This is a genomic window from Bacillus sp. ISL-75, from assembly GCF_018613095.1.
Genome location: NZ_JAGGQX010000009.1, coordinates 137676 through 152530, shown reverse-complemented (window position 1 = coordinate 152530; position 14855 = coordinate 137676). Strand labels below are relative to the sequence as shown.

Below are 14855 nucleotides of genomic sequence, written 5' to 3'. Positions count from 1 at the left end.
GCCGAATCATTTTGAGTCATATGATATAATTACTTTTTGACGAGATAAAAAAAGCGATTTTTAATAGATGGGAGAGAGAACGATGAGCGAACATGCCCTAGGCAAAAAAGAGCGATTCCAACTCTTGCTCCAGCAGCTGCAATTGATCGAGGATGCTGTTGTAGTTCATTTCAACAATGCGCAAATTGAAAGGTTATTAGTTGAAAAAAAAGCTAGAAAGTGGCATTTTCAATTTTTATTTGAAAATATACTTCCCTATAATGTTTATGTAATGTTTACGTCACAGCTTGAACGGACATTTTCAAACATTGCAACGATTTCCTTCCATATAAATGTAACAAATCAAATTATTTCACCGGAATTATTACGAGATTATTGGAGTTATAGCATTCAGCAAATTGATGGAATTGCTCCGCCGCTTTTAAAACTATTACATGAACAACTTCCCGAAGTGAACGGTAATAAGCTTACAATTTCAGTTCGTAATGATACTGAGGGACAAGCACTAAAGCGGAAATATGGCGAGACGATCGCTAAAATCTATCAATCATTTGGATTTCCCAATTTATCGATTGAGACAGTTATAAAAAGTAACGAGAAAAATGAAGAATATCAACAATTTCTTCTTGCAAAGCAAAAGGAAGATCAAGAACGCGGACTTCAAGCAATGGTTGAATTGCAGAGAAAAGAAGCTGAAAAGGATCAGGCATCTGTTGATCTTCCATCTGGACCTCTTACTATTGGTCTTACCATTAAGGATAATAATGACTTCCGAAGTCTGATTGATATTGTTGATGAAGAAAGACGAATAGCTGTAGAAGGGTTTATCTTTGATGCGGACATACGTGAACTCAGGAGCGGCCGTTCCCTGCTGACCTTCAAAATAACTGATTACACAAGTTCCATTATGGTAAAAATGTTTTCACGCGATAAAGAGGATGCAGCCCTGTTCCAGCTTGTCAAAAAAGGAATGTGGGTAAAAGTTCGAGGCAGCATTCAGAATGATACCTTTGTTCGTGACCTCGTGATGATCGGAAATGATATTAATGAAATTAAGCCTGTTGGCCGAAAGGATACTGCACCCGAAGATCAGAAACGTGTAGAACTCCATCTTCATACACCAATGAGTCAAATGGATGCAGTCACACCTGTTAGCGCACTGATTGCACAGGCAAAAAAATGGGGACATAAAGCAATTGCAGTAACCGATCACGCGGTTGCACAATCATTCCCTGAAGCGTATGGTGCAGGAAAGAAAAATGATATTAAAATTCTCTATGGGGTTGAAGTAAATTTAGTGGATGATGGGGTGCCAATTGCCTATAATGACGCACATCGTCAACTAGCTGAGGATACCTATGTTGTATTTGACGTTGAAACTACGGGACTATCAGCGGTGTACAATACAATTATTGAGCTTGCTGCTGTGAAAATACATGACGGTGAAATAATTGACCGCTTCGAATCCTTTGCCAATCCTCATCACCGTTTATCGGCAACAACGATCAACCTCACTGGAATTACCGATGATATGGTCCAAACCGCTCCAGAAATTGAGGAAGTACTTCGGAATTTTAGTGATTGGGCTGGTGATGCTGTTCTTGTAGCCCATAATGCTTCCTTTGATATGGGTTTCCTCAATGTCGGATATAGAAAAATAGGCTTTGAAAAGGCACAGAATCCTGTTATTGATACACTTGAACTTGGACGATTTCTCTATCCAGAGATGAAAAACCATCGTTTAAATACACTAACTAAGAAGTTTGATATTGAATTAACCCAACATCACCGTGCTATTTATGATGCAGAGGCAACCGGTTATCTACTTTTGAAAATGTTAAAGGATTCCCTCGAAAAAGGAATTGAATACCATGACCAGTTTAATGATAATATGGGAAAAGGAAATGCCTACCAACGGGCACGTCCTTATCACTGTACACTTTTAGCCCAAACACAAGCGGGATTAAAAAACCTTTTTAAACTCGTATCTATATCACACCTTGAATATTTTTATCGAGTTCCTAGATTACCAAGATCTGTTTTGCAAAAATACAGGGAAGGGATTTTAGTTGGCTCCGGTTGTAATAAGGGTGAGGTATTTGAAGGGATGATGCAAAAATCCCCAGAGGAAGTGGAAGGCGCTGCCCGTTTTTATGATTATCTTGAAGTCATGCCGAAAGAAGTAAATGCACCGTTGATTGAAATGGAATTGGTGAGTGATGAAAAAGCAATGGAAGATATTATTGCGAAAATCATTACGCTTGGTGATAAATTAGGATTGCCAGTTGTTGCAACTGGAAATGTCCATTATCTTAATGAAAATGATAAAATTTATCGAAAAATATTAATTAATTCCCAGGGTGGAGCTAACCCGTTAAATCGCCATGAACTTCCCGATGTTCACTTTAGGACAACCAATGAAATGCTTGATGCTTTTTCATTTTTAGGAAAAGAGAAAGCAAAAGAAATTGTTGTAACTAACACGAATAAAATTGCTGATATGATTGAAGTCATTAAACCTATTAAAGACGATTTGTATACACCAAAAATTGAAGGCGCCGATGAAGAAATGCGTGAAATGAGTTATTCAATGGCGCGGAGAATTTACGGTGACACCTTGCCGGAAATAGTGGAAGCCAGGTTAGAAAAGGAATTGAAAAGTATTATTGGGCATGGATTTGCCGTAATTTATTTGATTTCTCATAAGCTTGTTAAAAAGTCCTTGGATGATGGTTACCTTGTAGGCTCAAGGGGATCTGTAGGTTCATCACTTGTAGCTACAATGACAGAAATTACCGAGGTAAATCCACTACCACCTCATTATGTGTGTCCAACCTGTAAGCATTCAGAGTTTTTTAATGATGGTTCTGTCGGTTCAGGCTTTGATTTACCTGATAAGGATTGTCCGCAATGTGGTGGAAAATACCATAAGGATGGGCACGATATTCCGTTCGAAACGTTTCTTGGCTTTAAAGGGGACAAAGTTCCTGATATCGATTTAAACTTCTCTGGTGAATACCAGCCGCGGGCCCATAATTATACAAAGGTCCTGTTTGGTGAGGATAATGTATTCCGCGCTGGGACGATTGGTACAGTCGCAGACAAGACCGCTTTTGGATATGTTAAAGCATATCAACAGGATAACAATCTACAACTGCGTGGTGCCGAAGTAGAACGCCTTGCTTCAGGCTGTACGGGTGTTAAAAGAACAACGGGTCAACATCCAGGTGGTATTATTGTTATACCTGATTACATGGATGTTTATGATTTTTCACCGATTCAATTCCCGGCAGATGATAGAAATTCAGAATGGAAAACAACACATTTCGATTTCCATTCCATCCATGATAATGTCTTGAAGCTAGATATCCTCGGACATGATGACCCGACCGTGATTAGGATGCTTCAGGACCTGAGCGGAATGGATCCGAAAACAATCCCTACAGATGATCCTGAAGTCATGAAAATCTTTAGCGGGACCGAGTCATTAGGCGTAACAGAAAAGCAGATCATGTGTAAAACTGGAACACTTGGTATTCCAGAGTTTGGAACTCGATTCGTTCGGCAAATGCTTGAGGATACGAAACCAACAACGTTCTCTGAACTTGTTCAAATATCGGGGTTATCACATGGTACCGATGTATGGCTTGGGAATGCCCAAGAATTAATCCATAATAAAACATGTAATCTTAGTGAAGTTATTGGCTGTCGTGATGATATCATGGTCTACCTTATTTATCAGGGACTGGACCCATCCTTTGCTTTTAAAATTATGGAATCAGTTCGTAAGGGTAAAGGCTTAAGCGAAGAAATGGAAGCAGAGATGCGGAAAAACGAAGTTCCAGAATGGTATATCGACTCTTGCAAGAAGATTAAATACATGTTCCCAAAGGCCCATGCTGCTGCATATGTACTTATGGCAGTTAGAATTGCATATTTCAAGGTACATCTGCCGCTCCTTTATTACGCCGCTTATTTTACTGTCCGCGCGGAAGACTTTGACATTGAAGCAATGTCACGCGGTTCAGAATCGATACGTGCAAAAATAGAAGAAATAAATGCAAAAGGCCTAGAAGCATCTAACAAAGAAAAAAACTTATTAACGGTTTTGGAACTAGCACTTGAAATGACTGAAAGGGGCTTTGTTTTCCAGAACTACGATTTATATAAATCTTCATCATCCGAATTCATCATTGAAGGCAATACCTTAATACCGCCGTTTAATTCGATTCCAGGCTTAGGAACGAATGCGGCCTATAATATTGTCAAGGCAAGGGAATCAGGAGAATTTTTATCCAAAGAAGATTTACAGCAACGAGGAAAGGTATCTAAGACTATCCTTGAATATTTAGACAAGCAAGGGTGCCTATCATCCCTTCCAGAGCAAAACCAGCTTTCTCTGTTTTAACTTGGATTATCATCTAGCTCCAGCGCCTAGGGGCTCAAGTCATAAGCCAATCTCTTCGGAAGGCAAAAAGCGCCTTCTGTCAGCGCTTCTCTTATGCTGGTCGCCCCTGATCAAGGCACTTCCGCTTTTGGGCGCTATTTGCATTAAAATGTTGGTTATGGTATAGTTTTATTGGAAATACTAAGAAATACTCTCGTGATCAAGAGTGGGGAAACCCGCTCTTTCGTTTTTGTATAAATCTTTTTTCTTAGTAACTTGATAAAACTCTCCGTGAACTACATACAATATGGGTGAAATTTTCGGAAAAGGAGGTAAAGGCATGAGCAAGGTAACGGAAGTTGTAGAAGAGCTGGCTACGCCTATTTTTCAAGAGCTTGGTTTGGAATTAGTGGAAATTGAGTATGTGAAGGAAGGAAAAAGCTGGTTTCTTCGCGTATATATCGATAAAGACAACGGTGTTGATATTGAGGATTGCGGACTCGTTAGCGAAAAACTCAGCGAAAAACTCGATGAGCTTGATCCGATTCCCCATAACTATTTTCTTGAAGTTTCTTCACCTGGAGCAGAGCGTCCATTGAAAAAAGATAAAGATTTCCAAAAGGCAATAGGTAAAAGTGTCTTTATCAAAACTTATGAACCGATTGATGGGGAGAAAAGCTTCGAAGGGACATTATTAGAATTTGATGGTCAACATTTAAAAATCGAAATGAAGATTAAAACCCGGAAGAAGACAATTGAAATTCCCTATGAAAAAGTAGCCAACGCGCGATTAGCTGTTACTTTTTCGTAATGAAATATAGATGAAGGATAGGGGGATACAAAAAGATGAGCAGCGAATTATTAGATGCTCTTACAATACTGGAAAGAGAAAAAGGTATTTCCAGAGATGTTTTAATTGAAGCGATCGAAGCAGCTCTTGTTTCGGCATATCGCCGAAATTTTAATCAAGCCCAGAATGTTCGGATTGATTTAAATTTACAGACAGGATCAATGCGCGTTTTTGCTAGAAAAGAAGTGGTCGATCAAGTATTTGACCCTCGTCTCGAAATTTCCTTAGAGGATGCGAGACAAATCACACCGAATTACCAAGTTGAAGATATTGTTGAAATGGAAGTTACACCCAAGGACTTTGGGCGGATTGCAGCTCAAACTGCCAAACAAGTGGTTACTCAACGTGTAAGAGAAGCAGAACGCGGAATTATTTATTCGGAATTTATTGACCGTGAAGAAGATATTATGACTGGTATTGTTCAAAGACTCGATTCTAAATTTATTTATGTAAGTCTCGGGAAAATCGAGGCATTATTACCTGTAAACGAGCAAATGCCAAATGAACGTTATAAGCCTCATGATCGAATTAAAGTATTTATTACAAAAGTTGAAAAGACCACCAAGGGGCCGCAAATATTCGTATCTCGAACACATCCTGGTCTCTTAAAACGTTTGTTTGAAATTGAAGTTCCTGAAATTTATGATGGAACCGTTGAAATTAAGTCAGTTGCCCGTGAGGCAGGGGATCGCTCGAAGATTTCTGTCCACTCGGATAATAATGAGGTAGATCCAGTTGGGTCTTGTGTTGGACCTAAGGGTGCGAGGGTTCAAGCTGTTGTTAATGAATTAAAGGGTGAAAAAATCGATATTGTTAAGTGGTCAGCGGACCCAGTAGTGTTTGTGGCAAACTCACTTAGTCCCTCAAAAGTATTAGATGTTATGGTTAACGAGAATGAAAAAGCAACAACAGTTGTAGTTCCTGATTATCAGCTTTCATTAGCAATCGGGAAACGAGGACAAAATGCCCGCCTAGCAGCAAAACTAACAGGCTGGAAAATTGATATTAAATCAGAAACTGAAGCACGTGAGAATGGAATTTATCCACGTGAAGAAACCATTAGGCTTTTTGATGATCAAGTTGATACTGATTTCGATTATGAAGAAGAGTTGGACTAAAAAGTGAGGTGAATGATGAATGAACAATCAGAAAAAAGTTCCTATGCGCAAGTGTGTTGCAACCGGTGATATGAAACCGAAAAAAGAACTTGTTCGCATCGTTCGCTCAAAGGAAGGGGAGGTATCCATCGACCTGACGGGGAAGAAATCCGGAAGGGGTGCCTACCTTTCAAGGGACAAGGAAGCTGTCTTACTTGCCAAGAAAAAAAATACCCTATCTAATCACTTACAGGTTTCTATAAATGATTCGTTATACGAAGAGCTACTTGAGCTTATAGAGAAGGAGAATTGACAATCCAAATGAAACAAAATCAATGGATGTCATTGCTTGGCTTGGCCAATCGAGCACGCAAAATCATATCAGGTGAGGAGCTTACCGTGAAGCAGATTCAAAGCGGCAAGGCGCATCTCATTTTATTATCCGCAGATGCTTCTGCAAATACGACAAAAAAGATTACTGATAAGTGTAATTCGTATGAGGTTCCATATAAAATTGTGGAAAATCGTCATCTTCTTGGTCAAGCAATTGGCAAGGAAGCCCGCGTTGTTGTAGCTGTTCTGGATGATGGATTTGCCAAAAAAATGGTAACGTTGCTCGATTAAATCTAGCGGGGGTGAAAAGATGAGTAAAATACGTGTATATGAGTATGCAAAAAAACACAACATTTCAAGTAAAGATATCATCACAAAACTAAAAGAAATGAATATAGAGGTCTCCAATCATATGGCAACAATAGAAGAAGCAGAAGTTAAAAAGCTTGACGAAACATTCAGTAAAAAGGATAACAACAAGGCGCCACAGCAAAACACAGAGAATAAACAAAATGGACAGCAGCAACAACGAACAAACTCTCGTCCAACTCAAGCGCAGCGCCAAAACCAAAGACCTGCACAGTCAACGCAAAGGCCGCAAGTTCAGACGAAAACTCCTAAAGCATTTGAAGAAGCTGCTGATAAAAATGCCGCTCCTAGCAAGGTAAAAGTTGTTTCTCCTCCAAAGACGGTCGAAGGCAAAAAGCAAAACCAGGAAAATCAATCCAAAGAAAATAAGGTTTTCAGCAATGCTGATAAAGCTAAGGCCAAGCCTTATAATAATAATCAAAATCGTAATAATAATAATAAAAATAAGAAAAAAACACATACACCAGTTCAACAAGCCCAGCCACAGAAGAAAAAAGAGAAGGAGCTTCCAGCGAAAATTACTTTCAGTGAATCTCTAACTGTTGGCGAATTAGCAAAGAAGATTTACCGTGAGCCTTCAGAGATTATTAAAAAGCTCTTTTTACTAGGTGTCATGGCCACAATTAATCAAGTCTTAGATAAAGATGCGATTGAATTGATTGCAAGCGAATATGGGGTTGAAGTGGAAGAAGAAATTAAAGTTGATACAACAGATCTTGAAGTGTACTTTACTGAGGATTCAGAGGATTCTCAAGTGGAAAGACCTTCTGTTGTAACAATAATGGGTCACGTTGACCACGGTAAAACAACCTTGTTAGATTCCATCCGTAACACAAAGGTTACAGAAGGTGAAGCGGGGGGAATTACCCAGCATATTGGTGCCTATCAAGTGGTTGAAAACGGGAAAAAGATTACCTTCCTTGATACACCAGGACACGCTGCCTTTACGACAATGCGTGCACGTGGCGCTAAAATAACTGATATTACCATCCTAGTAGTAGCTGCAGATGATGGTGTTATGCCTCAAACTGTTGAAGCGATTAACCATGCTAAGGCTGCCGAGGTTCCAATTATTGTAGCAGTTAATAAAATGGATAAAGAAGCTGCAAATGCTGACCGTGTAATGCAAGAGTTGACTGAACATGGATTAGTATCAGAAGCATGGGGTGGAGATACTATCTTTGTACCACTTTCTGCAAAAACGGGAGAAGGCATTGACACCCTTCTAGAAATGATATTACTTGTTAGTGAAGTAGAAGAATATAAAGCGAATCCAAATCGGAAAGCCGTTGGTACTGTTATCGAAGCACAATTAGATAAAGGTCGTGGATCCGTTGCAACCTTACTAGTCCAAAACGGTACACTAAAAATTGGTGATCCAATTGTTGTTGGTCATACCTTTGGTCGTGTCCGTGCAATGGTGAATGACAAAGGACGCCGTGTCAAAGAGGCAGGTCCTTCAACTCCTGTTGAAATAACTGGACTTAATGACGTGCCACAAGCTGGAGATCGTTTCGTTGTATTTGAAGACGAAAAAACCGCACGTCAAGTTGGAGAAGCACGTGCTCAAACAGCACTAGTAGCCCAACGTGGTGAAAAATCCATTGTTAGTCTAGAAACGCTTTTTGATCAATTAAAGCAAGGTGAAATGAAGGATTTAAACATCATTCTTAAAGCGGATGTTCAAGGGTCTGCTGAAGCCGTTGCCGCTTCTCTTCAAAAAATAGATGTTGAAGGTGTTAACATCAAAATTATTCATAGCGGTGCTGGAGCAATTAATGAGTCGGATATTAGTCTTGCTGCTGCGTCTAATGCCATCGTCATCGGTTTTAACGTTCGCCCTGATGTAAATGCGAAACGTGCAGCAGAAGCGGAGAAAGTTGACGTCCGTCTTCACCGTATAATTTATAAAGTAATTGAAGAGATTGAAGCAGCAATGAAAGGTATGCTTGATCCTGAATTCCAAGAAAAAATAATTGGTCAAGCAGAAATCCGTCAAACCTTTAAAGTTTCAAAGGTAGGAACCATTGCTGGTTCATATGTAACGGATGGTAAAATTACCCGCGACAGCGGTATTCGTTTAATTCGTAACGGTGTTGTCACTTTTGAAGGTAATATTGATGCGTTAAAACGATTTAAAGATGATGTAAAAGAAGTTGCCCAAGGTTACGAATGTGGTATTACAATTAAAAACTTTAATGATGTTAAAGAAGGAGACATCATTGAAGCATACGTAATGGAAGAAATTGAACGTAAATGATCATCGGTGTGGCCGAATGTGAATGTATGATCTATGATGCTCATTCTTTAAAAGAGAAACGGGCTGTCCTTCAACGAATCCTTACACGCTTAAAACAGAAATTTAATGTTTCTGTATCAGAAGTTGGCTTTCAGGATATGTGGCAACGAACGAAAATTGCCATAGTTGTCGTAACTTCCACGCGTGTATCGACGGAACATGAGTTGCAAAATGCTTTGAAATTAATCGACTCATTTCCAGAAATAGAGAGAACGATCACCGAGATTGAATGGCTTTAAGTTAAGAGGTGAATGTGATGAGCCACAGAGCAAATCGTGTTGGAGAACAAATGAAAAAAGAACTAGGTGACATCATCGGTCGCAAAATCAAAGATCCACGTATTGGTTTTGTGACGGTTACCGACGTTGAAGTAACAGGAGATTTACAACAGGCGAAAGTGTATATTTCCGTATTAGGTGATGAAGAGCAAAGGGAAAATACCTTAAAAGGGCTGGCCAAAGCAAAAGGTTTTATTCGGACCGAAATTGGCCACCGTATTCGCCTTCGTAAAACACCGGAAATCATCTTTGAATGGGATGAATCTATCGATTACGGGAATCGAATTGATACACTTCTTCATCAACTGCATAAGGATGAAAAGCCTTTAGAAAAAAGTGAAGAAGAATAATTGGATAGACATTGTCTATCCTTTTTTTTTGATAATTTTTTGATTGGAGGATTTTAATTGGAAGGAATATTACCGTTATATAAGCCTGCGGGTTTGACATCCCATGATTGTGTGTTTAGATTGCGGAAGATTTTAAAAACAAAAAAGGTAGGGCATACGGGTACTCTTGATCCAGACGTAACAGGAGTGCTTCCAATTTGTATAGGGAAAGCAACAAAAGTTGCTGAATACATAACCGATGCTGGTAAATCGTATGAGGGAGAAGTAACAATTGGTTTTTCGACTACTACTGAAGATGCTTCTGGTGAAATTGTGGAGCAGAAACCAGTGGATCGGACCATTCGACGAGAAGAGATTCTCCAAGTTTTTCATTCAATAACCGGTGAAATTGAACAAACACCGCCTATGTTCTCGGCAGTAAAAGTGGGAGGGGTTCGTCTTTATGAATATGCACGGAAGGGTATAGAAGTCGAACGTCCCACTAGAAAGGTAACGATTTATTCCATCGAATTATTAGATGACCGTGATGAATTTATCGGTGAAACTGTACAGTTTAGGTTTAAGGTCAGTTGCAGTAAAGGGACGTACATCCGGACCTTAGCGGTAATGATTGGTGAAATTCTGGGCTTCCCTGCTCATATGTCCTTTTTACAAAGAGTTCAATCTGCTGCTTTTTCATTGGAGGATTGTTTGACGTTTGATGAAATTGAAAAACATATGGAGGCTGGGACAATTTCAAGTGTATTAAGGCCTTTAGAAACAGCACTTTCTCATTTGCCGAAATTACTAATTAATGATAAAGTAGCAGAGAAAGTGAAAAATGGCGCATTATTACAAATGCCAGAGCATTTAAAAACTAGTAACGGACCGATTGTCGCTGAAACTGCTGATGGACTGGCTCTTGCTATTTATTCAAAACATCCAAGCAAGCCAGACCTCTTTAAACCAGTTAAAGTGTTACGTAATGATTAGATGAAAAAGGTACGGTATAGAAAAGGTGAGTTTCTTTGGAAGTAATTAAGCTTAGATTTCCATACGATATAACAAATGTTGAATTTCCGCCCCTAGCAATGGCTATGGGCTACTTTGATGGAGTGCACCGTGGCCATCAGCAGGTAATTCTTGAGGCAAAAAGGCATGCTGAGGAAAAAGGAATTTGCAGTGCGGTCATGACATTTGACCCCCATCCTTCGGTAGTATTAGGAAAAACGGAACAGCAGATACAGTATATTACTCCATTATCTGAAAAAATAAAAATTATTGAAGAACTTGGTATTGATTATTTATTTATCATTAACTTTACTACTGAATTTGCCAATTTGCTTCCACAGGAATTCATTGATCAATATGTTATTCGGCTAAACGTTATGCACGTAGTTGCTGGTTTTGATTTTACCTATGGGCGAATGGGAAAGGGGACGATGGAAACATTGCCCTTCCATTCAAGAGATCAATTTTCTTATTCGGTCGTTCCAAAGTATACTCAAGGTGATCAAAAGGTTAGTTCAACTAGAATTAGAACTTTGCTTAAAGAAGGAAAAACAGACGCGCTTTTATCACTTCTTGGACGATTTTATACAACATCGGGCAAAGTCATTCATGGTGATAAACGAGGCAGGACGATTGGCTTTCCAACGGCGAATGTTGACTTAAATGACGATTACATGATCCCGCCGACCGGCGTATATGCAGTAAGAATGAAAGTTGAAACCCAATGGTACAATGGAGTCTGTAATATTGGTTATAAACCCACATTTAATAAGGAAGCCTTACATCCTTCTGTTGAAGTTCATTTATTTGACTTTAATAAAGATATCTATGGTGAAGAAGTGGTCATCGAGTGGCATCTTCCCTTACGTAAGGAACAAAAATTTTCAGGGATTGAAGAGCTCGTTGCACAAATTGAAAGAGATAAGCAAAATTCACTAGAGTATTTTAAAAAACAAGACAATCTTCCACATTCTCACTTATAAAAGGCGTTTTTCCTACAATAAACTTCGTTATAGCCTTGCTTTTTGATGTGAAAAGTTGTATTCTTATTAACGTATTAAAAATAACCTCTACTTGGCAAGACGAATCACCAACGCTTGCTCGGTACCAGGGGATTTGTAAAATTTAGGAGGTGAATCCGGATGGCAATCACTCAAGAACGTAAAAATGAACTTATCAATGAGTTTAAAACTCATGAAAGCGACACTGGATCTGCAGAAGTTCAAATCGCTGTCCTTACAGAATCAATCAACAATTTGAATGAGCACTTACGTACTCATAAAAAAGATCACCACTCACGTCGCGGTCTTTTGAAAATGGTTGGTAAACGTCGTAATCTTTTAACATTCCTACGTAACAAAGATGTTCAACGTTACCGTGTGTTAATTAATAAGCTTGGTCTACGTCGTTAGTTTACAGAAGCGGGATTATTCCCGCTTTTTTATTAGCTTTAAAAAGAGGAAAAGAAAATAAAGAATTTTTTATACATATTTTTAAGTCATGACTTTTTTGTGCATACTATTAAGGTGATTTCGCATTTAAACAATAGCTTTCTAAGCTTTTTAATAATAGTTAGATTTAGAATGATGAGTACAGCGGAAGTGAAAATTTTCGCATCATCCTCCTAAGTGATTTAGATAGAGAGGGGTAAAAATATGGAACAATTGAAACATGAATATTCCATGGTTTGGGCAGGCCGTAAATTAACTGTCGAAATTGGACAATTAGCAAAGCAAGCAAACGGTGCAGTCTTGGTACGCTATGGAGATACAGCAGTATTGAGTACGGCAACAGCCTCAAAGGAACCAAAAAACTTAGACTTTTTTCCATTAACAGTTAACTATGAGGAACGTTTATATGCTGTCGGAAAAATCCCAGGTGGCTTTATTAAACGCGAGGGTCGTCCGAGTGAAAAGGCAATTTTGGCAAGCAGACTAATTGACAGACCGATTCGTCCGCTATTTGCTGATGGCTTTCGTAATGATGTTCAAGTTATTAGTATTGTCATGAGTGTGGATCAGGATTGTTCTACTGAAATGGCTGCAATGTTCGGATCTTCGTTAGCACTTAGTACATCAGATATTCCTTTTGAAGGACCGATTGCTGGTGTTATCGTAGGACGGGTTAACAATGAATTTGTTATTAACCCAACTGTAGAACAAGCTGAAAAAAGTGATATCCATTTAACTGTTGCAGGTACTAAAGATGCAATCAATATGGTAGAAGCAGGTGCGTTAGAGGTTCCTGAAGAAACTATGCTAGAAGCAATTATGTATGGCCATGGTGAGATTAAACGGTTAATTGAGTTCCAAGAGAAAATTGTCGTTGAAATTGGCAAGCCAAAAAGAGAGATCAATCTTTACGAAATAGATAAGGAACTTGAGGCAGAAGTAAGGGGAATATGCGAAGCTGATATGGTAAAAGCCATTCAGGTCCAAGAAAAGCATGCCCGTGAAGATGCCATTAAAGAAGTCAAAAACCAAGTGATTGCCAAATTTGTGGAACAAGAAGCTGCAGATGAAGATATGAAGCAAGTAAAGCAAATATTGGACAAGATTGTAAAAGGTGAGGTTCGCCGCTTAATAACAGTGGAGAAGATTCGTCCTGATGGCCGAAAGATTGATGAAATCCGTCCGCTTTCTTCACAAATAAGTATTTTACCACGTACCCACGGTTCTGGACTTTTCACACGTGGACAAACTCAAGCCCTAAGCATTTGTACTCTCGGCGCAATGGGTGATGTACAAATTCTTGATGGTCTTGGAATTGAGGAAGAAAAGCGCTTTATGCATCATTATAACTTCCCTCAATTCAGTGTTGGTGAAACTGGCCCAATCCGAGGACCAGGTCGTCGTGAAATTGGTCACGGTGCCCTTGGTGAACGTGCCCTTGAACCGATTATTCCATCTGAAAAGGATTTCCCATATACCATTCGACTTGTATCTGAGGTACTTGAATCTAATGGTTCCACTTCGCAGGCAAGTATTTGTGCTAGTACATTAGCGATGATGGATGCAGGTGTTCCGATTAAGGCCCCTGTAGCAGGAATTGCAATGGGACTTGTAAAATCTGGAGAACATTATACTGTTTTGTCTGATATTCAAGGAATGGAAGACCATCTTGGGGATATGGATTTTAAAGTAGCAGGTACTGCTAAAGGGGTTACTGCACTTCAAATGGATATTAAGATTGAAGGTCTTTCTCGTGAAATATTAGAAGAAGCCCTCCAGCAGGCAAAGGTTGGCCGAATGCACATCTTAGATTCAATGCTTGCTACCATTACGGAACCAAGAGCAGAACTTTCACAGTTTGCACCTAAGATTTTAACCATGTCAATTAACCCAGATAAGATTAGGGACGTTATCGGACCGAGTGGTAAACAAATCAATAAGATTATTGAGGAAACTGGCGTTAAGATTGATATCGAGCAGGATGGTACCGTATTTATTGCCTCTACAAATCAAGAAATGAACCAAAAGGCAAAGAAAATCATCGAAGATATTGTTCGTGAAGTTCAAGTAGGCGAAATGTATCTTGGTAAGGTAAAACGAATTGAAAAATTTGGAGCCTTCGTGGAAATCTTTGCTGGTAAAGATGGTCTCGTTCATATATCTGAACTTGCCGAAGAACGTGTAGGTAAAGTGGAGGATGTTGTTAAGATCGGGGACGAACTTCTAGTGAAAGTAACCGAAATTGATAAACAGGGCCGTGTAAACCTTTCACGTAAAGCTATTTTAAAGGAACAGCGTGAAAAGGCTGAAAACAAATAACAAGAGACTCAGAACATTTAATCTGAGACGATAAGGAAGTCAGGGGATAAACCCTGGCTTTTTCCATGTATGATCGTTGTATACTTTCACTCTACATTCTTTAGAATCAGCCGTTACAGTATCCTGAAGTTC

Annotated in this window: 12 protein-coding genes; all 12 read left to right on the top strand. The window is 39.2% G+C overall.

Annotation, left to right across the window (positions count from 1 at the left end; genetic code table 11):
• Window positions 1-82: 82 nt before the first annotated feature.
• The 12 genes from J7E63_RS03075 to pnp all read left to right on the top strand — a co-directional run bounded on the left by J7E63_RS03075 (window position 83) and on the right by pnp (window position 14723).
• Window positions 83-4408 (top strand): PolC-type DNA polymerase III, encoded by a 4326-nt coding sequence (locus J7E63_RS03075; RefSeq protein ID WP_215010229.1) that lies wholly within the window; start codon window positions 83-85, stop codon window positions 4406-4408.
• A gap of 319 nt (window positions 4409-4727) precedes the next feature.
• The gene (rimP, locus tag J7E63_RS03070) at window positions 4728-5198 is read left to right on the top strand and encodes a ribosome maturation factor RimP (protein ID WP_098933006.1); all 471 of its coding nucleotides are present in this window, start codon (window positions 4728-4730) and stop codon (window positions 5196-5198) included.
• 35 nt (window positions 5199-5233) lie between these two features.
• A complete protein-coding gene (gene nusA / locus J7E63_RS03065) occupies window positions 5234-6355 on the top strand; it encodes a transcription termination factor NusA (protein WP_215000376.1) in 1122 nt (373 codons plus the stop codon).
• Between the two features lie 19 nt (window positions 6356-6374).
• Window positions 6375-6647, top strand: coding sequence for an RNase P modulator RnpM (gene rnpM / locus J7E63_RS03060; protein ID WP_088086390.1), 273 nt, complete (start codon window positions 6375-6377; stop codon window positions 6645-6647).
• Window positions 6648-6655: 8 nt separating this feature from the next.
• Window positions 6656-6958, top strand: a complete 303-nt coding sequence (locus J7E63_RS03055; RefSeq protein ID WP_088086391.1) for a YlxQ family RNA-binding protein — start codon at window positions 6656-6658, stop codon at window positions 6956-6958.
• Window positions 6959-6977: 19 nt separating this feature from the next.
• Window positions 6978-9296 carry a translation initiation factor IF-2 gene (gene infB, locus J7E63_RS03050; protein WP_215010228.1) on the top strand — a complete coding sequence of 773 codons (2319 nt, stop codon included), beginning with the start codon at window positions 6978-6980 and terminating at the stop codon, window positions 9294-9296.
• Window positions 9293-9574: a DUF503 domain-containing protein gene (locus J7E63_RS03045; RefSeq protein WP_088086393.1), complete on the top strand. Its 282-nt coding sequence runs from the start codon at window positions 9293-9295 to the stop codon at window positions 9572-9574. The genes infB and J7E63_RS03045 overlap by 4 nt, the downstream gene beginning before the upstream one ends.
• A gap of 17 nt (window positions 9575-9591) precedes the next feature.
• Entirely contained in the window at window positions 9592-9963 is a 372-nt protein-coding gene (gene rbfA / locus J7E63_RS03040; protein WP_088086394.1) for a 30S ribosome-binding factor RbfA, read from the top strand.
• A 57-nt stretch (window positions 9964-10020) separates the two neighbouring features.
• Complete coding sequence (truB, locus tag J7E63_RS03035) at window positions 10021-10935, top strand: tRNA pseudouridine(55) synthase TruB (RefSeq protein WP_215010227.1); 915 nt, start codon at window positions 10021-10023, stop codon at window positions 10933-10935.
• Window positions 10936-10970: 35 nt separating this feature from the next.
• Entirely contained in the window at window positions 10971-11936 is a 966-nt protein-coding gene (ribF, locus tag J7E63_RS03030) for a bifunctional riboflavin kinase/FAD synthetase (protein WP_215010226.1), read from the top strand.
• A 159-nt stretch (window positions 11937-12095) separates the two neighbouring features.
• On the top strand, window positions 12096-12365 hold the full coding sequence (gene rpsO, locus J7E63_RS03025) for a 30S ribosomal protein S15 (RefSeq protein ID WP_026566475.1): 270 nt from the start codon (window positions 12096-12098) through the stop codon (window positions 12363-12365).
• 243 nt (window positions 12366-12608) lie between these two features.
• Window positions 12609-14723 carry a polyribonucleotide nucleotidyltransferase gene (pnp, locus tag J7E63_RS03020; protein ID WP_215010225.1) on the top strand — a complete coding sequence of 705 codons (2115 nt, stop codon included), beginning with the start codon at window positions 12609-12611 and terminating at the stop codon, window positions 14721-14723.
• Window positions 14724-14855: the final 132 nt, after the last annotated feature.